The following is a 22,414-nucleotide window of genomic DNA, read 5'->3' as shown; positions in this document are numbered from 1 at the left end:
TCTCTATATTCAAATATAATTGAGCTGTCAGTCTGAGCTTGTCGAAGACTTTTTCAACTGAAAGATAATGCCAAATATATCTAAACACATTCTAGTAATCCGTCTCTCAGCCATGGGAGACGTTGCTATGACTGTACCGGTTTTGCGTGCTTTTACACAACAATATCCAGAAGTAAAAATAACCGTTTTAACGCGGGCCTTTTTTATTCCCTTTTTTAGAGATTTACCGAACGTTGCTGTTTTTCCTGCTGAGGTTAAAGGTATGCATAAAGGTGTTTTTGGATTGTACCGGCTTTCAAGACAACTTAAAAAACTAGGAATTGATGCCGTTGCAGATTTACACAATGTTTTACGAAGCCATATTTTAAAAATCTTTTTTTTAGGAGTACCAGTTATTCAAATTAATAAAGGTAGAACTGAAAAAAAAGCATTGATTTCTGGTAAAATATTTCAGCAATTAAAAACCACACATCAACGCTATGCTGATGTTTTTGAAGCATTAGGGTATACCTTAGATTTGTCAAACCTTAATTTTCCAAAGCCATCTGTTTTAGATGAAAAACTTCAAACACTTTTAGGTAAAGAACCAAAAAAACGTATTGGAATTGCTCCTTTTGCAGCGCATCAAGGAAAAATGTATCCTCTAGATTTGATGAAGGTAGTTATTGAAACGCTTTCCAAAGATTATAAAATCATTTTGTTTGGCGGCGGACAAAAAGAAATTGACGTTTTAAATGGATTTGAAAGTATTTCTGAAAATGTAATTAATGTAGCAGGAAAATTATCGCTTAATGAAGAATTAGACCTTATTTCAAATCTTGATGTTATGCTTTCTATGGATTCTGGTAACGGGCACATGGCTGCTATGTTAGGTGTTAAAGTGATTACCATTTGGGGTGTTACCCATCCTTTTGCTGGTTTTGCACCATTTAATCAACCAGATGATTATTGTTTATTATCGGATAGAAATCAATTCCCTGACATTCCAACTTCCATTTACGGAAACAGATATCCAGAAAATTATAAAAATGCCGCTGGAAGTATTACTCCTCAGAAAGTTGTTGAAAAGATAATGTCTGTTATTTAACAGCGAAACGGTCTAAAGTCTAACGTCTTTTTTACACATCATCATAATCAATAACAATACTAGGTGTTGTTGGGTGCGCTTGACAAGTTAAAATTAAACCTTCAGCAACTTCACTTTCGGTTAAAATATTATTTTGCCTCATAGTAGCGTTGCCTTCAGTAACACGTGCTAGACAACTGCTACAAATACCACCTTGACAAGAATAAGGCGCATCTAAATCTTCATCTAAAGCGGCTTCAAGAATAGTTTGTTTTTGAGACATTTCAAAGGTAGTGGTTTCATCATCAACCGTAATTGTTATATTTGTTTTACCAGTAGCTGCATGACTATCATCTTCAACTTCAGCAGGTTTTGCAGCTTTAAAAAGCTCAAAATGAATTCGGTTTTCATCAATATCATGTCCCGTTAAAACATCTTTAACTGCATGAATCATAGCCTCGGGTCCGCAAAGGTAAAAGGCATCAACCTCAATGTGTTTATGTTTGTTTTTCATAACATAATTAACCGTGCTTTTTTCAATTCTTCCAAAAATAGAATCCTCTTCATCTTGTTGGCTAAATACAAACTGAACAGAAAAACGGTCTTTATATTGATGCTGAAGTTCTAAAAGTTCGTTTAAAAACATGGTGTCCTTGGTTGTTTTGTTACCATAAACCAGAATCACTTTGCTATAAACTTCTTCTTCTAACGCACATTTTATAATGCTTAATACGGGTGTAATACCACTACCGGCCACAAAAGCCGCAATGTTTTTAGTTTTAGAATCGTTGGGCTCAAAAGTGAAACGTCCTTTTGGCGGAGCAACTTCAAGAGTGTCTCCTGGTTTTAATTCGCTATTAGCATAAGCTGAAAAGGTACCGTCTTTAACTTCTTTCACAGCCACTTTTAATTCACCACTCTTTGGAGAAACACAAAGCGAATAATCCCGACGCACTTCATGGCCATCAATTTCAGTTTTTAAAGTAATGTATTGTCCAGCTTTAAAAGCAAATGCGTCTTTTAGATTTTCAGGAATGTTAAAAGCAATGCTAATAGCTTTATCGGTTTCTCGTTTTATGGCTTTAACTGATAGTTTGTGAAATGATGACATGTATTAATATTTTTTGTAAAAATAGTGAAGCCGATAAAAAATAAGATGAATTTTATGAAAAATTAATACATAAGAATTAAATGCATAATTATTTTATGTATATATTTGAAACCTTATGAAGAAATCTGAATTATATAAAGGAAGCCTAGCCACAATCATTTTAAAACTTTTGAATGAGCATGATAAAATGTATGGCTATGAGATTACACAGCGAGTAAAAGAAATCACAAAAGGTGAACTTCATATAACCGAAGGGGCTTTGTATCCATCTTTACACAAATTACAAGACAACGGGTTTTTAGATGTTGAAGTCGTTAAAACTGGCAATAGATTGCGTAAATATTATAAGCTTACAGAAGAAGGCACAAGAGAAACGATTAGGAAACTTGCTGAACTAGAAAGTTATATAAAAACAATGCGGGTTTTAGTGAATCCTAAATATAGGTTGCAGTAATTAAAAAGCACTAAATTTAAATATTACGATTTTCTTTGTAACAATTAATAGAAAATGAGTACTAACATATTAGAATTCAATCAAAACGAAATAAAACAACTTGTTGCATTTTAATATACAGATTTGGGTAAAAAATTAGCAAACAAACAATTTGGATTAACTCAAAAAGCGATGGTATTTGGTCAATCTTGGGGTATGGAAGTACAGGGTATTGCTCAAAAATATAACTAATTGCAAGATATGATAATACGGTTTTTAAGTTTAGAATGGAAATCTTTTTTTCGATCTGCTAGTTTCGGAAAAAGTTTAGTTATAAAAATATTTATGGGCTTTTTGTCACTATATTTTATAGCCATGTTTTTAGGAATGGGACTGCTTTTATATCCTGGACTTAAAGACGTTTTTCCTGATAAAAATCCATTACTTATTGTCAATAGTTTTCTATTTTACTGGATTTTAGGTGATTTAGTACTTCGTTTTTTCTTTCAAAAACTACCGGTAATGATTGTAAAACCATTATTAACCTTACCTATAAAAAGAAGTAAGATTGTAAATTATGTTTTAGGAAATTCAGCTTTATCGTTTTTTAATGTCTTACCGCTTTTTGCTATTATTCCATTTGGAATTACATTAATAGTTAAAGACTACCCAATTGATTCTGTAATAATATGGATGCTAACCTTAGTTGTAGTTGTGCTTATTATTAATTTTTTGAATTTTATTATTGAAAGCTTTTCAGAAGAAACCGAGTTGTCTTTTCTTCCTGTCATTATATTCGCTGGAGGCTTGTTTGCGCTAAACTATTTTAATGTTATTTCTTTTAATGACATTGTTGGGCGTGGATTTAGTGCTATATATGAAACTCCAATTCTAATTGTTATTCCAATTCTCATTTTAATAGGCCTTTATCTATTCAATTTTAAATTGTTAAGGCAAAAACTGTTTTTAGATAGTGGTTTAAAAACGAAAATTAAAGAGGTAAACGCATCCAATTTAGATTGGACAAAAAACTTTGGAGACATTGCGCCTTTTATGCAATTGGATTTAAAATTGATTTGGCGAAATAAACGAACCAAATCTTCTGTTTGGATGTTAGCCATAGGCTTATTGTATGGTTTGTTTTTTTATCCGCAGCCAACATATCAGGGCATGCCATGGTTTTTTGTTTTTATTGGTGTGTTTTCAACAGGTATATTTTTAATAAATTTCGGACAGTTTATCCCAGCTTGGGATAGTGGTTATTACAAGTTGTTAATGAGTCAGAACATTAAATATGAACACTATTTAAAATCGAAGTTTACCTTAATGGCAGTAAGTGTTATTATATTATTTGTACTCGGTATTCCTTATGTGTTCTTTGGATGGAAAATATTATTGGCACACTTTGCAGCAGCTATTTATAACATAGGCGTTAATACTCATGTTATTTTGTACGGAGGGTCTTTCAATAGAAAAAAAATTGATTTAGGTCAAAAAGCAGCTTTTAACTATCAAGGTACAGGCGCGGTGCAATGGCTTATAGGAATCCCTTTATTATTATTACCTATGGGGTTGTTCGCCTTATTTTACTTTTTAATAGGCTTTGAAATGGCCTGTTTAATATTAGCAATTCTTGGAATTATTGGCATTGTTTTTCATCAAAAACTCATGAGAATAATTACAGCAAAATATTTAGAATCAAAATATAAAATGATTGATGCTTTCGATCAAAATAATTAAGAGGATATAATTATGATAACAACATCAAACTTATCAAAAAAATACAGTGGAAATCAAGTTTTGAACATCGAAACTTTAGATATTCCAAAAGGACAAAGTTTTGGTTTAGTTGGTAATAATGGTGCTGGAAAAACGACCTACTTTAGTTTGCTTTTAGATTTAATACAACCTACAACAGGATATATAAAAAATAATGAGATACAGGTTAATGAAAGTGAAGATTGGAAACCTTTTACATCAGCATTTATTGATGAAAGTTTTTTAATTGGCTATTTAACAGCCGAAGAATACTTCTATTTTATTGGTGAATTACGTGGACAGAACAAAGCTGATATTGATACGCTTGTTGCACAATTTGAAGACTTTTTTCACGGCGAAATATTAGGGCAAAAAAAGTATTTGCGAGATTTAAGTAAAGGGAATCAAAAAAAGGTTGGTATTGTTGCTGCACTTATTGGCAATCCCGAAGTTATTATTTTGGATGAACCGTTCGCCAATTTAGATCCAACAACTCAAATTCGTTTAAAAGGCATTATTAAGGATTTAGCTGAAAAACAAAGTGTTACCGTTTTAATTTCAAGTCATGATTTAACGCATGTTACAGACGTTTGCGAACGTATTGTCGTATTGGAAAAAGGCGAAATAGTAAAAGATTTAGCCACAAGTACGGCAACGTTAAAAGAGTTAGAAGCGCATTTCGCTGGAAACGAAGAGGTTGTTTAGTTTACAGTCTCAGTCTCAGTCTCAGTCTCAGTCTCAGTCGCAGTATTCAGATGTTCCCGTTTCAGATTAAGACTTTTAGTTTCATAATAAAAAACGATGTGCATTTCAGCGAAACAACCCATAATCTTCCAGTCTTCGCTTTGCGCCTTAGCGTCTTTGCGTGACCATTTTGTCCCACAATCTTTAGCTAAATCCAAAAAGATGCTTATTTTTACCACTATATATAATAATAACAACAGTTTATAGTTATTATTTAGACTAAAAAATACAGCATTGAAAGCAACGTTTAAAGCCATATTAATAGTAGTACTTTGTACTTTTTTAACCATAAGTTGTTCAAGAAAAAAGGACAAGTTTATCAATAGAAATTTCCATGCCATCACTACGGAATTTAACGCGCTTTATAATGGATACAATGCTTTAGAAGAAGGTAGAAGTAGTCTTAATGCCGCTTATTTTGATAATTACTGGGATGTATTACCCATTGAGCGCATGCAAATATTTGAAGAAGTTGTGCTTCCTGGACAATCTAAAAATGAAAATTTTACTAGAGCTGAAGAAAAAGCTGCAAAAGCCATCCAAAAACACAGTATGAATGTAGGCGGAAAAGAAAAAAACCCGCAAATAGATGAAGCTTATTTATTGTTAGGAAAAGCGAGATACTTTGATCAGCGTTTTATTCCATCCTTAGAAGCGTTTAACTATATACTTTACAAATACCCTGCAAGTGATAAAATTAACCAAGCCAAGGTTTGGCGTGAAAAATCCAATATCCGTTTAGATAATAACGAGCTAGCAATTAAAAATTTAAAACGCTTATTATTTCAAGAAGAGTTAGAAGGTCAAGATTTAGCAGATGCCACGTCTATATTAGCACAAGCATATTTAAATACCAAATCTGTTGATAGTGCTATTACGCAATTAGAAATTGCTTCAAATGCTACAAAAAACAATGATGAACGCGGACGTTACCGATTTATTCAAGGGCAGTTATACAACCAATTAGGTTATAAAGACAGTGCAAATATAGCCTTTGATAAAGTTATTGAGCTAAATCGTAAAACGCGAAGGATTTATATGATTACCGCATATCTCGAAAAAATTAAAAATTTCGATTATGAAAACGGTAACAAATTGGAAGTTACAGAATTACTTACTGAACTTGAAGAAAACAGAGAAAACCGTCCGTTTTTAGATAAAATCTACCATCAAATTGGCGAATATCATTTAAATAATAATTCAGATTCTTTGGCGGTGGCGTATTACAATAAATCCTTGCGCACCAATTCTAAAGATGAATTTTTAAAAGCCAGAAATTATGAAATTCTTGGCGACATGAATTTTGATGCTTCTGTTTATGCTGATGCTGGCGAATATTATGATAGTACCATGAGTAATTTAGCGCTTAACTCGAAACCTTACCGTGTTATTAAACGCAAACGCGATAATCTGGAAGATGTTATTTACTATGAAGCCATAGCTAAAGTGAACGACAGTGTTTTAAGATTAGTAAATTTACCGGAAGATGAAAGGTTGACTTATTTTGAAGGTTTTGTTGAAGCCTTAAAAATTAAAGACGAAGAAGAAAAAGAAAAGGCTGAAGCTGCAGAACGTAGCAGTGGTTTAGCTACCGTTGATAATAGAATAAGTGGTCAGCGTGTAGGCGCAAATAAACCAAGCCAAGCTGCGGTATTTTATTTTTATAATCCTACTACAGTAGCTTATGGTAAAAATCAATTTGTAAAAATTTGGGGAGATAGACAACTAGAAGACGATTGGAGATGGTCTAATAAAGGGATTTCAAGCGGAGCAAATACAGCATCTACTGACGATATACTGGCAACAGCAACAGATGAAGAAAAGTTTGATCCTCAGTTTTATATTTCAAAAATTCCTTCCGAAGAAAAAGAAATTGATAGTATTTCTAAAGAACGTAATTACGCCTATTATCAATTGGGCTTAATTTATAAGGAGAAATTTAAGGAATACGGATTAGCCAAAAATAAATTTCAAAATTTATTGGATAGTAATCCTGAAGAGCGATTAATATTGCCTTCAAAGTACAACCTGTATAAAATATACGAGGCGTTAGGCGAAAATGATGAAGCTACCATTGCTAAAAATGAGATTACATCAAAATACCCAGAATCTAGATATGCAACCATTATAAACAATCCAGAACTCGTTTCGGATAAAGATGAAAATAGTCCCGTTAGTTTATATGAAGCCTTATATATCCAGCATGGAAACCAGGAATTTGCCGATGTTATTTCAAAAAGTGAAGAATATATAAATAAGTTTGATGGCGAACCTATTGTTCCGAAGTTAGAACTACTAAAAGCAACAGCAACAGGGCGTTTATATGGTTATGAAGCTTATGCTAAAGCCATAAATTATTTAGCAATTACCTATGCCAATACACCAGAAGGAAAGCAAGCACAAAATATTGAATCTAATATTTTACCTAAATTGGCGAGTAAAGATTTTATTGCAGAAAACGACAGTGTTTCTAATAATTACAAAGTCGTTTTTCAATTAAAAAACCCAGAACCAGAGCAGGTTTCAGATTTTCAAAAAACGCTTGATTCTGTTTTAAAAAATATTAAGTATTATAAACTAACATCGTCAAAAGATGTTTACAGCCCTAATACAACATTTGTAGTTGTTCATGGATTAAAAACGGGAACTGTAGCTAGAACTTTTGACCAATTATTAATTAAAGAAGATAAACGAAAAATAAAAGCCCCTTATTTTGTAGTGACCTCTACAAATTATCAAATCATTCAGATTCATAAAAATTTGGATGCCTATATGAATATTGATAATAATTAAACTTAACACATTATGTTCTCTGAAAACAAAAAAGAAAAACAAATGACAGAAGGTACATCAAGCCAAAACATCATCGCCCAAGGCACTAAAATGGTTGGCGATTTTAACAGTGAAGGCGATTTTAGAATTGACGGAATCATAGAGGGAAACATTAAAACCTCTGGAAAAGTGGTTGTTGGTAAAGCAGGATTAATTAAAGGCACTTTACATGGTACAGATGCTTATTTTGAAGGTAAATTTTCTGGTAAATTAGCTTTGTCTGGAACACTAACTTTAAAATCATCTGCTCATATTGAAGGCGAAGTCGTTGTTGGTAAATTAGCCGTAGAGCCAGGCGCAACATTTAACGTAACTTGTGCTATGAAAGGCACTGTAAAAGAAATGAATAATGGCGGACAAGCTCAAAAACAACAAGAACAAAGAAAACCAGAAACCGGGAAAACAGCTTAAAAATGTTGCCATTCTTTCTGGAGTTGCATTTCAAATGGGTATCACTATTTACTTGTTTGTTATGTTGGGCAAATGGCTGGATTCTAAATTCAATGACGGAGATAAATTGTTTATTATCATAACAACACTTTTAGGAGTTGCTATTTCATTATACGTGGTTCTTAAGCAGGTTAATAGAATTAAATATTAATGAGTAACCCATTTCTAAGTTTTACCATAAAAGCAATTGTACTTTTATCGCTTGTTTTTGCAATACATTTGGTTGTTTTAAATACTTTACAGTTTCCTTTATTCGAAAATAGAATTGTACTGTCATATATAGTAAACCTCATTTTAATTATAATTATTTTCGGAATTCTTTACCTATTAAAAGAAAAGTACAAAAGCCAATTGGGGTTTCTGTTTTTGGCAGGGAGTTTTTTGAAATTCGCTGTTTTTTTTATTCTATTTTACCCATTTTATAAGCTTGATAACTCAATAACTAAGTTAGAGTTTGCTGCTTTTTTCGTCCCTTATATTATAGGTTTAATCTTGGAATCTGTTAGCCTTAGTAAATGGTTGAATAAACTAGATTAGCATCTTATCTAATCATCTTAAAGAGGGTGAATGAAATAAAAAGAAAAATTGTTTTGGTTTTTGATATAAAAACATACCTTTGCACCGATTTTTAAGCCACTATTACTTAAAGCAATATGCGAAGAAAAATATTTTTAAAACCAATTACATTATTACTGCTTTTGACTGCCTTTATGTCTTTTGGACAACATGGCGATGAGCACGGTGAACCAAAAACCGATAAAAAGGCAGAAGTAAAGGAATTTATCCAGCACCACTTAAAGGATTCCTACGACCTACATTTTTTTTCATACACAAATGATTCTGGGGAAGCGGTTCACATAGGTACACCTTTACCAGTTATTTTATGGGATAATGGGTTAAAAGTATTTTCGTCTTCTAAATTTCATCATGGAGAAACAGTTGCTGAGGTTGGTGGAGATTTCTACAAATTACATCATTCAAAAATCTACAAAGTAGATGGGCCAGACGGAAAAATTCTTGAAGATGACCATCATCACGCTATAAACGAAAAACCAATAGATTTATCAATCACAAAAAACGTGGTAATGATTTTTATGGTATTCGCTATCATGTTTTTTATGTTTAGCCGCATGGCAAAATCATATAAAACCAATAACAGCATGCCAAAAGGAACAGGTCGCTTATTAGAACCTATTGTGCTTTATGTGCGTGATGAGATTGCCAGACCTAACATAGGTGAAAAGCATTATAAAAGATACATGAGTTATTTATTAACTGTGTTTTTCTTTGTTTGGATTGTCAACTTATTTGGTTTAACACCAATAGGGATGAACGTAACTAATAACATTGCTATAACGTTATGTTTAGCACTTATTACCTATTTAATTACCACGTTTTCAGGAAATAAAAATTACTGGAAACATATTTTTTGGATGCCAGGAGTGCCTTGGCCAATGAAAATTATATTAGCACCAATAGAATTATTAGGAACATTTATTAAACCGTTCGCATTAATGATTCGTTTATATGCAAATATAACTGCAGGACACGTGGTGTTAATGAGTATTATTGGGATGATATTTTTATTCCAAAACTGGTTAGGAAGTGGGTTATCATTTTTATTAGCATTTGTATTAGCTATTTTAGAGTTGCTTGTTGCGGCTTTACAAGCATATATTTTTACAGTACTTTCAGCGTTGTATTTCGGTATGGCAGTTGAAGAGCATGACGATCATCACTAATTAGTGATGGTTTTTACAAATTGAATGTTTAATTAATTTAATATATATTTTATGGAAATTCCAGCTATCGTAGGTGCAGGTTTAGTAGTAATTGGAGCAGGTATTGGTATTGGTAGAATCGGTGGTTCTGCTATGGAAGCTATCGCTCGTCAACCTGAAGCTACAGGAAAAATTCAAACGGCTATGCTTATTGCAGCAGCTTTGATTGAAGGTATTGGATTTGCTGCTTTATTTGCAGTATAAAACAAACAAGAAACAGCTATAACGGTTGGTTATAGCTGTTCCTTTTAGTTAAACATAAGTTTTTTAGAAATATAAATTATTATGGGAAAATTATTCGAAGACTTTTCATTGGGATTGTTTTTTTGGCAAGCAGTACTTTTTATAGTACTTATTTTATTGTTGAAAAAGTTTGCTTGGAAACCAATTTTAGATGCTGTTAATGATAGAGAAGAAGGTATTAAAAATGCATTAGACTCTGCTGAAAAAGCGAAGTTAGAAATGCAAAACCTTCAAGCTGATAATCAAAAATTATTAAAAGAAGCTAGAGCAGAACGTGAAACCATGTTGAAAGAAGCACGTGATATCAAAAACAAAATGATTGATGATGCTAAAGGAGAAGCTCAAGAGCAAGCAAATAAAATGATTACACAAGCGCAAGCAGCTATTGAAAGTGAAAAGAAGGCAGCTATGGCTGAACTTAAAAATCACGTTGCAGGCTTATCTTTAGAGATTGCAGAAAAAGTTGTGCGTACTGAATTATCTAACAAAGACAAACAATTACAATTGGTTGAAACGATGTTAGGTGAAAAATCATTAAACTAAGTTATAATGGCGGGAGCAAGAGCAGCAATACGTTACGCAAAAGCAGTGTTAAGCTTGGCATCAGATCGGAAAACAGCTGAGGTTGTAAATAATGATTTGAAGTTAATCGCAAATACTTTAGCAGAAAGTAAAGATTTAAGCGAAGTGCTTCAAAGTCCTGTAATTCCTTCTTCAATAAAAAAAGCAACGCTATTAGAAGTTTTTAAAAACTCTAATAAAACGACTTTAAGCTTAATTGATACTTTAGTAACCAATAACAGAATTGATATTTTAGGTCACGTGGCTTCAAAATACAATCAGTTATTTGATGAGTCTAAAGGCATTGAGGTAGCAACTGTTACAACAGCAATAGCTTTAACAGCAGATTTAAAGAAGAAAGTTTTAGCAAAGGCTAAAGCGCTTACAGGAAAAGAAGTTGAAGTAGAAAACATAATTGATGAAAGCATTTTAGGTGGTTTCATTTTAAGAATAGGAGATGTGCAGTACAATGCAAGTGTTGCAAATCAACTTAACAAATTAAAAAGAGAATTTACATTAAATTAAAAAAGACTTTTCTCTATTGCGTTTATAACGTCTAGAGTCTAGAGTCTAAATACTTAAAAGAGATGGCAGAAGTAAAACCAGCTGAAATATCAGCAATCTTAAAACAACAACTTTCAGGTTTTGAGGCTAGTGCTTCATTAGACGAAGTAGGAACTGTATTAACTGTAGGTGATGGTATTGTACGTGCTTACGGATTAGCTAATGCGCAATATGGCGAGTTAGTAGAATTCGAAGGCGGATTAGAAGGTATTGTACTTAACCTTGAAGAAGATAACGTTGGTATTGTATTATTAGGTGGATCAGTTGGAATCAAAGAGGGTTCTACTGTAAAACGTACATCTCGTATCGCTTCTGTTAATGTAGGTGAAGGTATTGTAGGGCGTGTTGTTGACACATTAGGAAACCCTATAGATGGTAAAGGACCAATCTCTGGAAAAACTTACGAAATGCCTTTAGAGCGTAAAGCGCCTGGAGTTATTTTCCGTGAACCAGTAACTGAACCATTACAAACAGGTATCAAATCTATTGATGCTATGATTCCAGTAGGTCGTGGTCAGCGTGAGTTGGTTATTGGTGACCGTCAAACTGGTAAAACAGCTGTTTGTATTGATACCATTTTAAATCAAAAAGAATTTTACGATGCAGGTGAGCCTGTATATTGTATATATGTTGCCGTTGGACAAAAAGCTTCAACAGTAGCTTTAATTGCTAAAACTTTAGAAGAAAAAGGCGCTTTAGCCTATACGACAATAGTTGCAGCAAATGCATCAGATCCTGCTGCAATGCAAGTTTATGCACCGTTTACAGGAGCTTCTATTGGCGAGTATTTTAGAGATACTGGTCGTCCAGCTTTAATTGTATTTGATGATTTATCAAAACAAGCCGTTGCATACCGTGAGGTATCTTTATTATTACGTCGTCCACCAGGGCGTGAGGCATATCCAGGTGACGTTTTCTATTTACACTCTCGTTTATTAGAACGTTCTGCAAAAGTGATTAATAATGATGCCATTGCTAAGGATATGAATGACCTTCCAGATTCTTTAAAAGGAATTGTAAAAGGTGGAGGTTCTTTAACAGCTTTACCAATTATTGAAACACAAGCGGGTGACGTTTCTGCGTATATTCCAACAAACGTGATTTCGATTACAGATGGGCAAATCTTCTTAGACGGAGATTTATTTAACTCTGGTGTACGTCCAGCAATTAACGTAGGTATCTCGGTATCTCGTGTTGGTGGTAACGCTCAGATTAAATCCATGAAAAAAGTAGCAGGTACTTTAAAATTAGATCAAGCGCAATATCGCGAGTTAGAAGCTTTCGCGAAGTTTGGTTCAGATTTAGATGCGGTTACTTTAAATGTAATTGAAAAAGGTAAACGTAACGTTGAGATTTTAAAACAAGCACAAAACGATCCTTTTAAAGTTGAAGATCAAATTGCAATTATTTATGCTGGATCTAAAAACTTATTGAGAGATGTGCCTGTTGAAAAAGTGAAAGAATTTGAAAGAGATTTCTTAGAATTCTTAAAAGCAAAACATGCTGATGTATTGGCTACTTTAAAAGCAGGAAAATTAACTGATGAAGTTACAGATACATTAACAGCTGTAGCAAAAGATTTATCAGGAAAGTATAGAGCATAAAAAGTTATAAGTTTAGAGTTATGAGTTCAGAGTTTCTCACTCATAACTCTAAACTTCATACCTTGCAACTATAAAAGATGTCTTTAAATAACAGTCCAATTCGAGTAAAGAGTTTTCAATTTGCTTGCGAGATTGTTCATTTTACGGACAAACTAAAAGAGAATAAAGATTTTGAGTTAGCTTCTCAATTATTAAATAGTGGAACGAGTATTGGAGCCAATACAAGGGAAGCACAAAGAGGAGTTAGTACAAAAGATTTTAAAAATAAATTTGGAATTGCTTTAAAGGAAGCTGATGAGACCAAATATTGGTTAGAAATTTTAGAAGCAACTGGAAGGCAAGTGCCGAAAGAAATGAAGAACAAGTGTGAGGAGTTAATAAGAATTTTGGTAGCAATTATCAAAAACTCATAACTCAGCACTCATAACTCATAACTTGAGAAATGGCAAATTTAAAAGAAATACGTAACAGAATATCATCAGTATCTTCAACCATGCAGATTACCAGTGCCATGAAAATGGTGTCTGCTGCAAAGTTAAAGAAAGCTCAAGATGCTATTACAGCTATGCGTCCTTATGCAGATAAGTTAACAGAGCTTTTACAAAGTTTAAGCGCCACTTTAGATGCAGATTCTGGAAGCACATATTCTGAACAACGTGAATTAAAAAAAGTGCTTTTGGTACCAATTACTTCTAATAGAGGTTTGGCAGGTGCATTTAATTCAAACATCATCAAGGAAGTTAATAAACTTACTGCTGAAACTTATGCTAATCAAGAGGTTTCTTATTTAGCCATTGGTAAAAAAGGAAATGACGCTTTTAAAAAGACCAATAGGGTTATAGCTAATAAAAGTGAAGTTTATGACGATTTAACCTTTGACAATGTTGCTGAAATTGCTGAATTGTTAATGGATAAATTTGTTGCTGGCGAGTTTGATAAAATTGAAATCGTTTATAACAAATTCAAAAATGCGGCTACTCAAATTGTAATGACAGAGCAGTTTTTACCAATTGTTCCAGTTGAAGGAGAAGCTAATAATAATGCTGATTATATTTTTGAGCCATCAAAATTAGAGATTGTAGAAGAGTTAATACCTAAGTCTTTAAAAACACAATTGTATAAAGGTGTTAGAGATTCATTTGCATCAGAACATGGAGCACGTATGACAGCCATGCACAAAGCCACTGATAATGCAACAGAATTAAGAGATCAACTTAAATTAACGTATAACAAAGCACGTCAAGCAGCGATTACCAACGAAATCTTAGAGATTGTTGGTGGAGCGGAAGCTTTGAATAACTAATAAGTTCCTGTGAAGACAGGAATCTCATTCAGATAAATTACAAACCTAACTTTAACGAGTTAGGTTTTTTTGTTATAAAAACCCTATTTTTAGCCTTATAAATAAATAGTTTTTGAGCACACTAAAGAAGTTCTTTAAAGATACCATCATATATGGTTTGGCAACTGTTTTGCCAAGACTAATGAACTTTGTATTAGTACCACTACATACAGACACTCTAGAAACTTCAAGTTATTCGGACAACACGACGTTTTATGTATATGCAGCATTTTTTAATGTGCTGCTAACCTATGGTATGGAAACTGCTTTTTTTAGATTTTTCAGTAAAAGTGAAGAAAAGCAAAAGGTGTTTTCAACTGCAATGATTAGTTTAACAGTTACAGCAGTTTTATTTCTTTCAGTGGTTTTGATTTTCAATCAACAGCTAGCTGAATTGGTAAACTTGAATCAAAACTATTTCAATCTTTTAATAGGCGTATTGGTTTTAGATACTATTGTTGCAATTCCGTTTGCCTACTTAAGAGCTACGGGAAGACCAATCAAATTTGCAGCAGTTAAAATGGTCAATATACTTACTGTGGTAGTTTTAAATTTCTTCTTTCTGTGGGCAATACCAAAATATAGTATAGGTTTTCCAAATTATGATAGTAATGACTTAGTTAAATATATCTTCATTGCTAATCTGGTTGCAAGTGGTGTAACGTTTCTATTGTTATCACCATATTTTTTCAAAACAAAACTACAGTTTAGCAAAGCAATATTTAAACAACTATTAAATTATGGTTTACCAATAATGGTGGCCGGTTTAGCATATGTTATCAATGAGAATTTTGATAAATGGCTTTTACCGGACGTTCTTGGAAAAGATATTAACGGTGCTTACAGCGGTTGTTATAAAATAGCCGTTTTCATGACTATATTTATTCAAGCGTTTCGGTTAGGTGCTGAGCCTTTCTTTTTTAATCATGCTAAAGAGAAAAATGCTAAAGAAACATATGCTAGAATAATGAAGTACTTTGTTATTTTTGGAAGTGCCATGTTAATCTTTATCATAGCCTATCTGGATGTTTTTAAATCACTTATTGTAAGAGATGAAAGCTACTGGGGCGCCATAGATATTGTTCCAATCGTGTTATTAGCTAATTTATGTCTCGGTATTTATTTCAATTTAGCTATTTGGTACAAACTAACAGATAAAACACGTTACGGCATGTATTTGTCTCTATTAGGTGCAACTATAACCATAGTATTTAATGTTGTTATGATAGAAAAAATAGGTTTTATTGCCGCAGCTTGGGCAACCTTGCTGGCTTATGGTATCATGATGATAGTGTCGTATGTATTGGGGCAAAAATTTTACCCAGTACCTTATAGTCTTAAAAGTATTTTAGGGTATTTGTTATTCGCAATTATGTTATCTATAATTGCTTTAAACACAAATGCGAACTATTATATAAATACTATGTTAGTTTTAGTATTTTTGGGGCTAGTTGTTTTTTTAGAAAAAAACGAAATAAAACAATTGTTAAAAAGATAACTTATGTCATGCTGAGAGCAGTCTAAGCATCTTAAACATCAACATAAATGAATATTAAAATAATAAACAAATCCAGTCACGATTTACCGCATTATGAAACCATAGCTTCCGCAGGAATGGATTTACGTGCCAATTTATCTGAAGCTAGAGTTTTAAAGCCATTAGAGCGCAGTATTGTGGGCACAGGCTTATTTATAGAACTTCCAGTTGGTATAGAAGCCCAAGTGCGGCCAAGAAGTGGTTTAGCCGCTAAAAAAGGTATTACGGTACTTAATGCGCCTGGAACTATTGATGCCGATTATAGAGGCGAAATAGGAGTGATTTTAGTAAATCTATCCAATGAAGATTTCACTATAGAAAATGGCGAGCGTATTGCACAATTAGTCATCGCGAAACATGAACGTGCTGAATGGGCTCAGGTTGAAACACTTTCTGAAACTGATAGAGGTGAAGGCGGTTTTGGAAGCACTGGAACAAAGTGATTGACGAATTACGATTAACGATTTTTGATTTCAGAATAGAAAGATTCGTGTATTCGTGGCGAAAAAAGTATAAACTAAAATATAAATCTTAACAAAAATCCCCTCTCCTTTGGAGAGGGTTAGGGAGAGGAATGAAAATAATAGTACCAATGGCAGGTCGAGGTTCTCGATTACGCCCACACAGTTTAACCGTACCAAAACCATTAATTCCTGTTGCTGGGCAACCTATTGTTCACAGATTGGTAAAAGACATTGCTAAAGTTTTAAAACAACCCGTAGAGGAAATTGCCTTTGTTTTGGGAGACCCAGCTTGGTTTGGAGATGATGTGGTTTCGAGTTTACAAGACTTAGCTAAAAGTTTAGGAGCCAAAGCATCAATTTATCGTCAGGACCAACCGTTAGGAACTGGTCATGCTATTATGTCTGCAGAACCATCGCTTTCAGGACCTGCTGTAATTGCTTATGCAGACACCTTGATTAGAGCTGAATTTGATTTAGACCCAACGGCAGATAGCGTTATTTGGACAAAACAAGTAGACAATCCCGAAGCTTACGGTGTAGTTAAATTGAATGATAACGGCGACATTGTAGAACTTGTTGAAAAACCAGAAACGTTTGTAAGCGATCAAGCTGTAATTGGTATTTATTATTTTAAAGATGTTGCCGTTTTAAAAGGAAAACTACAGGAAATCCTTGATGAAAACATTATGAATGGCGGTGAATACCAAATTAATGATGGTATTAAACGTATGATGGCAGAAGGCAGAATATTCAAAACAGGAACTGTTGATGAATGGATGGATTGTGGAAACAAAGCCATAACTATTGAAACCAATCAACGTATGCTAGGCTTTTTGAAAGCGGATGGCGAAGAGCAATTAGTAGCATCTTCAGCTAAACTGGAAAATTCTAATATTATAGAACCTTGTTTTATTGGTGAAAATGTAGTGCTTAAAAACGCTACAGTTGGCCCTTATGTTTCTATTGGAAACCATAGTGTTATTGAAAACTCAACTGTTAAGAATAGCTTAATTCAAACAAATACAACAATAAAAAATGCTAATTTAGATAATGCCATGGTTGGTAATCATGTTAAGTATGATGGGAATTTTACCAGTATTAGTATTGGCGATTATTCGGTGTTAGAGTAAATTCTCTTATTCCCTTGACCGTGCTGAACTTGTTTCAGTAAAGGAGAGAATCTCATCAAGCAAACTTTGGAATAACAATTGCTAATTATTAAACTATGTATATTATTTTATATTCCTTTCAAGTAAAACCTAAGCAAGAACAAAATTTCATTGCGGCTTGGAAAGATTTAACAAATTTAATATACAAATATGAAGGAAGTTTAGGCTCTAGATTGCATAAGCAAAAAGAATATCAATATATTGCTTATGCCCAATGGCCAGATGCAAGTACGTTTAAAGCTTCTGGTGAAAACTTACCAAAACAAGAAGCTGATACCGCTAGAAGTTTAATGAGGGCAGCCTGCGAAAAAATCGAAATTTTACAAGAACTTGACGTTGTTGAAGACTTATTAAAGACAAAACCAAATCATTAAGAAATTAAATGAAAAAACAATTTCATATTATATTTAATAGATTAGACTTAACCATCGATTGAGCTAAATGCTGGCAGATGTTTGTGTTAGGGATTGAACGGCATGTTTGAGCTCCCCGACCTAAGGAGGGAGCGAGTAGTGAAATATTTATATTCATGAGTTCAATAATTTAAAGTATAAACCAACGAATAAAGCCCGACCCTTGGGGTAACCTGCCTGCCGGCAGGCAGGCGCCCAAATAAAATAAGAAGCATTAATAAATAATGAAACAAAACTTCTACATAGTCATTTTTATCTTCGGAATGTTAATATTTCCGCAGATAAACTATGCGCAATTAGATTTTACAGTTGAAAATATTAAGCCTGATGATGATTTAGGAGATCATGAAGACAAGTTTCAAGAACTTTTTTACGAAGCCTTAAAGCAAAAAGGGATTGAAAATTATGACCGATCGGTTGATGCGCTTTTAAAATGTATAGCAATTGATAATTCGGTACCTGTTTTATATTTCGAATTAGGTAAAAATTATAACAAGTTAAAAAACTTTGGTGCAGCAGAAGATGCCTTTATAAAAGCAGTAAATAAATCGCCTGAAAACGAATGGTTTTTAGATGAATTGTACGGTTTTTATGTGGAACAAAACGATTATGAAAAAGCCATAAAAACAGTTAAGCAACTCGTTAAATATCACCCAGATTACAAAGAGGATTTAGCATCACTTTATGTAAGAACAAAAAAATATGATGATGCGCTGCAAATTTTAGATGAATTAGATACGAAATTTGGGATTTCTGTGTCACGGGACGTTATGCGAAATAGAATTTACGAAGCAACGGGGCGTAAAAAAGATCAGATAAAAAATCTTGAAGCACGTGTTGAAAGCAATCCAGATAAAGAATCAAATTACTTAGCGCTTATTTTTCGTTACAGCGAAAACAATGAAAAAGAAAAAGCTTTTGAAACCGCTAAAGAACTTCTAAAGATTAATCCGAATTCGCAATTGGTTCATTTAGCTTTATATAAATTTTATTTAGATGATAATAATGCCGAAAAGGCTATAGAATCTATGAAAATAGTGGTTAAAAGCACGGAAGTAAAACCAGAGGCGAAACTTAAAGTATTAACTGACTTTGTGAAATTTGTTGCAAATAACCCGCAATATGAAGCAGACTTAGTAGAAGCCACCGCATTGGTTAGCGATACAAATAATAGCAAGACACTTCTTGAATTAGGACAGTATCATTTAACAAAAAACAACAAAGAAAAAGCTTTAGAATATTTTGAAGCTGCTTTGAAATTAGAACCAGATAATTTTGGAATACTGCGTCATGTAATGTTGTTATATATTGATTTACGGAAATTTGAAGCAGCAGAAAAAAAGAGTAGTGTAGTCCTTGAAAAGTATCCATCACAACCTTTGTTTTATCTCATAAATGGTGTGGCTTTAAACGCCTTAAATCAGCCCAAAAAAGCTATAGAAGCCCTAGAAACTGGATTGGATTATATTATTGATGACACCAAAATGGAAGCCGATTTTTATACTCAGTTGAGTAAAGCATATACGGTATTAAACAATACTGTTAAAGCAAAAGCGTTTAGTGATAAGGCAAAACAAATACAATCCCCAAATTAATGAGTAAGTATTCACATATTATTTCAAGCTTGTTCGTGTTATTGATGTTTAATTGCAAATCTGCAAAAACAATTAACGTTAATAGCGAAGCTAATTATAAATTATCTACAAGGCAGTTAATAAAAGAAAATGCAAAACAAGAAGCCACTTTTAACACGCTTCAATCAAGACTTAAAATAACATATACCCATCAAGGGAAATCGCAAACCCATACGGTAAGTTTTAGAGCTAAAAAAGATAAGGCGTTATGGATAAGCGCTACTTTTTCAATAATTAGAGCGTTGGTTACTCCCGAAAAAGTGAGCTTTTATAATAAATTAGATAATACTTATTTTGATGGTGATTATAAGTATTTAAGTGATTTGTTAGGCACTGAATTAGATTTTGAGAAAGTTCAAAATTTATTAATTGGAGAGGCTTTATATAATTTGAAAGGTGCAGATTACAAGGCATCAGTTGATGATAGGTCGTATATACTCCAGCCAAAAAAGCAGCGTGAGTTATTCGAAATATTCTTTTTGTTAGACCCATCGCATTTTAAAGTTAAATCGCAGCAAATATCGCAACCCAAAACATTTAGACACTTACAGATTGATTATGTATCGCATCAAGAAGTTGATAAACAAATACTACCGGAAAACATAAAAGTAATAGCTGTTGAAGCAAACAAAGAAACGATTATAGGTTTAGAATTTAAAAACGTGTCTTTAAATGAAGATTTGCGTTTTCCTTTTAAAATACCAGCAGGGTTTAAGGCCATAGAACTTTAATGATAGTCCGAAAACAGTCATATAAAATAATATTACTTCTTAGCTTTTTGCTATGTGGAAGTCTTGGTTTTTCGCAAAATAGTAAGCAAAAGCAACTTGAAACACGCCGACAAGAATTGCGCAGGGAAATTCAGAAAATTAATGAATTACGTGCAGAAAACAAATCCAAAGAAAAGTCGCAACTCTCTTTAATTGAAGATTTTAATTATAAGATAAATGTGCTGTCAAATTTGATTAAAGTTACCAATCAGCAAGCTAATTTATTGACTCGTGAGATTAATACCAATCAAAGAAAAATATCAAGTTTAAGAGACGAATTAAAGCGGTTAAAGGAAGATTATGCTGCTATGTTAGTGAAGTCCTATAAAAGCAAAAACCAACAGAGTAGAATCATGTTTTTGCTATCCTCGAACGACTTTAAGCAGGCTTATAAACGCTTACAGTATATTAAGCAGTACTCAGACCACCAAAAGCAGCAAGGCGAAACGATAAAGGTGAAAACAGTTGAATTACAGGAAACCAATGCCAATTTATTAAAACAGCAAGAAAATAAGAAAACGCTAATAGCAGAAAACAGAATGGTTCAAAAAACATTAGAAGCTGAGCGTAAGCAACATCAAACGTTAATGGCGTCTATAAAAAAGAATTTGTCATTATATGCGTCTCAAATAAAACAAAAACAAAGAGAAGCTGATAAAATTGATAGAGAAATAGACAGAATCATTAAGGCAGCTATTGCTAAATCTAATAAAAAGGCAGGTGGAAAAACAAGTTCAAAAAGTTTTGCGCTAACTGCTGAAGAAAAAGTTTTAGCATCCAATTTTATATCAAATAAAGGTAGGTTGCCATGGCCTGTAGAAAAAGGTTTTGTTAGATTGGGCTATGGAACGCAGCCGCATCCTATTGATAAATCATTAACTATTAAAAGTAACGGAGTTCGTATTGCCACAGAAAAAGGCGCTAAAGCCAGAGCGGTTTTTGATGGTGAAGTTAGTGAGATACTTAAAATGAAAAACGTTAATCCTATCGTGATGATTCGTCATGGAAATTACTTGACCTTGTATAGAAATTTAGCCCATGTTTATGTTAAAAAGGGCGATAAAGTAAAGACAAAACAAGTTATTGGAGAAGTATTTACAAACCCTTCAAATGGTGAGACGATATTAAGTTTTACGCTGTCTAAAGGAACAAGTACTGAAAATCCAGCAAGCTGGATTTATAAGATGTAACACGAAGTGTACATGCTGAACTAGTTTCATTATCTTATTGTTATACCTTAATCTACAATTATAAACAAAAATAAAATTTGCATTTCAATAAGTAAAATCGATAGTTTTATTGAATTCTCCTCCTTTTAAAGTAGGAGTGGGTTCAATTTCAACACCTTGAAATTGAAGATGAGGTGGTTATAAATTTAATATTTTATTCAAACAAAGCTTTTAACTCTGTAGCTTCATTTGGTTTTATTTTTCCAGCCAATAACAAACTCAATTGCTTTCTGCGTAAAGCAGCATCAAAACGTTCTTTTTCTAAATCGGTTTCTGGAAGTACTTCAGGAACTTTAATAGGCCGTCCAGTATCATCAACAGCAACGAAAGTATAAATAGCCTCATTGGCTATGGTTTTTTCACCAGATTCCCTGTCTTCAATCCAAACATCAATAAACACTTCCATAGATGTTTTAAAAGCACGAGATACTTTCGCTTCTACCGTTACAACACTACCTAAAGGGACTGCTTTATTAAATGCAACGTGATTAACAGAAGCGGTTACTACAATGCGTCTGCTATGGCGTCTTGCCGCAATACTTGCTGCACGATCCATGCGTGCCAAAAGTTCACCACCAAATAAATTATTTAAAGGATTGGTTTCGCCGGGCAAAACCATATCTGTTAAAATAGTTTTAGATTGTTCGGGAGTTTTTGCTTTCATCATTTAGATTTTAATGAGGCAGCAAAGTTACGTATTAAAGCAAGG

General features: G+C 33.2%; 24 protein-coding genes. 22 read left to right on the top strand and 2 right to left on the bottom strand.

Annotated elements, in window-relative coordinates; translation table 11 throughout:
• Nucleotides 1-67: 67 nt before the first annotated feature.
• Nucleotides 68-1,087 carry a glycosyltransferase family 9 protein gene (locus tag ABD935_RS06785; RefSeq protein WP_345190978.1) on the top strand — a complete coding sequence of 340 codons (1,020 nt, stop codon included), beginning with the start codon at nt 68-70 and terminating at the stop codon, nt 1,085-1,087.
• Between the two features lie 31 nt (nt 1,088-1,118).
• Here ABD935_RS06785 and ABD935_RS06780 read toward each other — a convergent pair whose 3' ends face one another.
• Nucleotides 1,119-2,177: a 2Fe-2S iron-sulfur cluster-binding protein gene (locus ABD935_RS06780; protein WP_345190976.1), complete on the bottom strand. Its 1,059-nt coding sequence runs from the start codon at nt 2,175-2,177 to the stop codon at nt 1,119-1,121.
• A 115-nt stretch (nt 2,178-2,292) separates the two neighbouring features.
• Here ABD935_RS06780 and ABD935_RS06775 point away from each other — a divergent pair, with 115 nt between their 5' ends.
• From ABD935_RS06775 to ABD935_RS06675, 21 genes are all read left to right on the top strand, one after another.
• Entirely contained in the window at nt 2,293-2,631 is a 339-nt protein-coding gene (locus ABD935_RS06775; RefSeq protein WP_345190975.1) for a PadR family transcriptional regulator, read from the top strand.
• Between the two features lie 123 nt (nt 2,632-2,754).
• Nucleotides 2,755-2,862 (top strand): hypothetical protein, encoded by a 108-nt coding sequence (locus tag ABD935_RS06770; RefSeq protein ID WP_345190974.1) that lies wholly within the window; start codon nt 2,755-2,757, stop codon nt 2,860-2,862.
• A gap of 9 nt (nt 2,863-2,871) precedes the next feature.
• Nucleotides 2,872-4,350: a DUF5687 family protein gene (locus ABD935_RS06765; RefSeq protein ID WP_345190973.1), complete on the top strand. Its 1,479-nt coding sequence runs from the start codon at nt 2,872-2,874 to the stop codon at nt 4,348-4,350.
• A 12-nt stretch (nt 4,351-4,362) separates the two neighbouring features.
• The gene (locus ABD935_RS06760; RefSeq protein ID WP_345190972.1) at nt 4,363-5,073 is read left to right on the top strand and encodes an ABC transporter ATP-binding protein; all 711 of its coding nucleotides are present in this window, start codon (nt 4,363-4,365) and stop codon (nt 5,071-5,073) included.
• Between the two features lie 273 nt (nt 5,074-5,346).
• Nucleotides 5,347-7,905 carry a type IX secretion system periplasmic lipoprotein PorW/SprE gene (gene porW / locus ABD935_RS06755; protein ID WP_345190970.1) on the top strand — a complete coding sequence of 853 codons (2,559 nt, stop codon included), beginning with the start codon at nt 5,347-5,349 and terminating at the stop codon, nt 7,903-7,905.
• A 12-nt stretch (nt 7,906-7,917) separates the two neighbouring features.
• A complete protein-coding gene (locus tag ABD935_RS06750; RefSeq protein ID WP_345190969.1) occupies nt 7,918-8,355 on the top strand; it encodes a bactofilin family protein in 438 nt (145 codons plus the stop codon).
• Entirely contained in the window at nt 8,294-8,545 is a 252-nt protein-coding gene (locus ABD935_RS06745) for an AtpZ/AtpI family protein (protein ID WP_345190968.1), read from the top strand. The genes ABD935_RS06750 and ABD935_RS06745 overlap by 62 nt, the downstream gene beginning before the upstream one ends.
• Before the next feature lie 502 nt (nt 8,546-9,047).
• Nucleotides 9,048-10,136 (top strand): F0F1 ATP synthase subunit A, encoded by a 1,089-nt coding sequence (atpB, locus tag ABD935_RS06740; RefSeq protein ID WP_345190966.1) that lies wholly within the window; start codon nt 9,048-9,050, stop codon nt 10,134-10,136.
• Between the two features lie 51 nt (nt 10,137-10,187).
• Nucleotides 10,188-10,379 (top strand): ATP synthase F0 subunit C, encoded by a 192-nt coding sequence (gene atpE / locus ABD935_RS06735; RefSeq protein ID WP_102756010.1) that lies wholly within the window; start codon nt 10,188-10,190, stop codon nt 10,377-10,379.
• A gap of 81 nt (nt 10,380-10,460) precedes the next feature.
• Nucleotides 10,461-10,961, top strand: coding sequence for a F0F1 ATP synthase subunit B (locus tag ABD935_RS06730; RefSeq protein WP_345190965.1), 501 nt, complete (start codon nt 10,461-10,463; stop codon nt 10,959-10,961).
• Nucleotides 10,962-10,967: 6 nt separating this feature from the next.
• Nucleotides 10,968-11,504, top strand: a complete 537-nt coding sequence (gene atpH, locus ABD935_RS06725; RefSeq protein WP_345190963.1) for an ATP synthase F1 subunit delta — start codon at nt 10,968-10,970, stop codon at nt 11,502-11,504.
• A gap of 62 nt (nt 11,505-11,566) precedes the next feature.
• The gene (gene atpA / locus ABD935_RS06720) at nt 11,567-13,147 is read left to right on the top strand and encodes a F0F1 ATP synthase subunit alpha (RefSeq protein ID WP_345190962.1); all 1,581 of its coding nucleotides are present in this window, start codon (nt 11,567-11,569) and stop codon (nt 13,145-13,147) included.
• 77 nt (nt 13,148-13,224) lie between these two features.
• Entirely contained in the window at nt 13,225-13,560 is a 336-nt protein-coding gene (locus ABD935_RS06715; RefSeq protein WP_345190961.1) for a four helix bundle protein, read from the top strand.
• A gap of 29 nt (nt 13,561-13,589) precedes the next feature.
• Nucleotides 13,590-14,450 carry an ATP synthase F1 subunit gamma gene (gene atpG / locus ABD935_RS06710; RefSeq protein WP_345190959.1) on the top strand — a complete coding sequence of 287 codons (861 nt, stop codon included), beginning with the start codon at nt 13,590-13,592 and terminating at the stop codon, nt 14,448-14,450.
• Nucleotides 14,451-14,562: 112 nt separating this feature from the next.
• On the top strand, nt 14,563-15,987 hold the full coding sequence (locus ABD935_RS06705) for a lipopolysaccharide biosynthesis protein (protein ID WP_345190958.1): 1,425 nt from the start codon (nt 14,563-14,565) through the stop codon (nt 15,985-15,987).
• Between the two features lie 47 nt (nt 15,988-16,034).
• Nucleotides 16,035-16,469 (top strand): dUTP diphosphatase, encoded by a 435-nt coding sequence (gene dut / locus ABD935_RS06700; protein WP_345190957.1) that lies wholly within the window; start codon nt 16,035-16,037, stop codon nt 16,467-16,469.
• Nucleotides 16,470-16,600: 131 nt separating this feature from the next.
• Complete coding sequence (locus tag ABD935_RS06695) at nt 16,601-17,620, top strand: sugar phosphate nucleotidyltransferase (RefSeq protein ID WP_345190956.1); 1,020 nt, start codon at nt 16,601-16,603, stop codon at nt 17,618-17,620.
• A 95-nt stretch (nt 17,621-17,715) separates the two neighbouring features.
• On the top strand, nt 17,716-18,033 hold the full coding sequence (locus ABD935_RS06690) for an antibiotic biosynthesis monooxygenase family protein (protein WP_345190955.1): 318 nt from the start codon (nt 17,716-17,718) through the stop codon (nt 18,031-18,033).
• 263 nt (nt 18,034-18,296) lie between these two features.
• Complete coding sequence (locus tag ABD935_RS06685; RefSeq protein WP_345190953.1) at nt 18,297-19,667, top strand: tetratricopeptide repeat protein; 1,371 nt, start codon at nt 18,297-18,299, stop codon at nt 19,665-19,667.
• Entirely contained in the window at nt 19,667-20,437 is a 771-nt protein-coding gene (gene lolB1 / locus ABD935_RS06680) for a lipoprotein insertase outer membrane protein LolB1 (RefSeq protein ID WP_345190952.1), read from the top strand. Before ABD935_RS06685 ends, lolB1 begins: the two co-directional genes overlap by 1 nt.
• A complete protein-coding gene (locus ABD935_RS06675; RefSeq protein WP_425550203.1) occupies nt 20,437-21,666 on the top strand; it encodes a murein hydrolase activator EnvC family protein in 1,230 nt (409 codons plus the stop codon). The genes lolB1 and ABD935_RS06675 overlap by 1 nt, the downstream gene beginning before the upstream one ends.
• Before the next feature lie 193 nt (nt 21,667-21,859).
• Here ABD935_RS06675 and ABD935_RS06670 read toward each other — a convergent pair whose 3' ends face one another.
• Nucleotides 21,860-22,369, bottom strand: a complete 510-nt coding sequence (locus ABD935_RS06670; RefSeq protein ID WP_345191147.1) for an acyl-CoA thioesterase — start codon at nt 22,367-22,369, stop codon at nt 21,860-21,862.
• Nucleotides 22,370-22,414: the final 45 nt, after the last annotated feature.

The sequence above is a fragment of the Algibacter agarivorans genome (assembly GCF_039543245.1).
In the GTDB taxonomy this organism is placed as follows: Bacteria; Bacteroidota; Bacteroidia; order Flavobacteriales; family Flavobacteriaceae; genus Algibacter_G; species Algibacter_G agarivorans.
The sequence above is the reverse complement of the archived record's forward strand: the minus strand, read 5'-3'. Positions and strand labels throughout refer to the sequence as shown.

Excerpts from the sequence above, each read along its gene's own strand:
- ABD935_RS06715 (WP_345190961.1), top strand. The coding sequence starts at position 13,225 with ATGTCTTTAAATAACAGTCCAATTCGAGTAAAGAGTTTTCAATTTGCT.
- ABD935_RS06765 (WP_345190973.1), top strand. The coding sequence starts at position 2,872 with ATGATAATACGGTTTTTAAGTTTAGAATGGAAATCTTTTTTTCGATCT.
- ABD935_RS06690 (WP_345190955.1), top strand. The coding sequence starts at position 17,716 with ATGTATATTATTTTATATTCCTTTCAAGTAAAACCTAAGCAAGAACAA.
- ABD935_RS06760 (WP_345190972.1), top strand. The coding sequence starts at position 4,363 with ATGATAACAACATCAAACTTATCAAAAAAATACAGTGGAAATCAAGTT.
- atpA (WP_345190962.1), top strand. The coding sequence starts at position 11,567 with ATGGCAGAAGTAAAACCAGCTGAAATATCAGCAATCTTAAAACAACAA.
- ABD935_RS06775 (WP_345190975.1), top strand. The coding sequence starts at position 2,293 with ATGAAGAAATCTGAATTATATAAAGGAAGCCTAGCCACAATCATTTTA.
- atpG (WP_345190959.1), top strand. The coding sequence starts at position 13,590 with ATGGCAAATTTAAAAGAAATACGTAACAGAATATCATCAGTATCTTCA.
- atpE (WP_102756010.1), top strand. The coding sequence starts at position 10,188 with ATGGAAATTCCAGCTATCGTAGGTGCAGGTTTAGTAGTAATTGGAGCA.
- atpH (WP_345190963.1), top strand. The coding sequence starts at position 10,968 with ATGGCGGGAGCAAGAGCAGCAATACGTTACGCAAAAGCAGTGTTAAGC.
- ABD935_RS06695 (WP_345190956.1), top strand. The coding sequence starts at position 16,601 with ATGAAAATAATAGTACCAATGGCAGGTCGAGGTTCTCGATTACGCCCA.
- ABD935_RS06750 (WP_345190969.1), top strand. The coding sequence starts at position 7,918 with ATGTTCTCTGAAAACAAAAAAGAAAAACAAATGACAGAAGGTACATCA.
- ABD935_RS06730 (WP_345190965.1), top strand. The coding sequence starts at position 10,461 with ATGGGAAAATTATTCGAAGACTTTTCATTGGGATTGTTTTTTTGGCAA.
- ABD935_RS06780 (WP_345190976.1), bottom strand. The coding sequence starts at position 2,177 with ATGTCATCATTTCACAAACTATCAGTTAAAGCCATAAAACGAGAAACC.
- atpB (WP_345190966.1), top strand. The coding sequence starts at position 9,048 with ATGCGAAGAAAAATATTTTTAAAACCAATTACATTATTACTGCTTTTG.
- ABD935_RS06785 (WP_345190978.1), top strand. The coding sequence starts at position 68 with ATGCCAAATATATCTAAACACATTCTAGTAATCCGTCTCTCAGCCATG.
- ABD935_RS06745 (WP_345190968.1), top strand. The coding sequence starts at position 8,294 with ATGGCGGACAAGCTCAAAAACAACAAGAACAAAGAAAACCAGAAACCG.
- ABD935_RS06675 (WP_425550203.1), top strand. The coding sequence starts at position 20,437 with ATGATAGTCCGAAAACAGTCATATAAAATAATATTACTTCTTAGCTTT.
- lolB1 (WP_345190952.1), top strand. The coding sequence starts at position 19,667 with ATGAGTAAGTATTCACATATTATTTCAAGCTTGTTCGTGTTATTGATG.
- ABD935_RS06685 (WP_345190953.1), top strand. The coding sequence starts at position 18,297 with ATGAAACAAAACTTCTACATAGTCATTTTTATCTTCGGAATGTTAATA.
- ABD935_RS06670 (WP_345191147.1), bottom strand. The coding sequence starts at position 22,369 with ATGAAAGCAAAAACTCCCGAACAATCTAAAACTATTTTAACAGATATG.
- dut (WP_345190957.1), top strand. The coding sequence starts at position 16,035 with ATGAATATTAAAATAATAAACAAATCCAGTCACGATTTACCGCATTAT.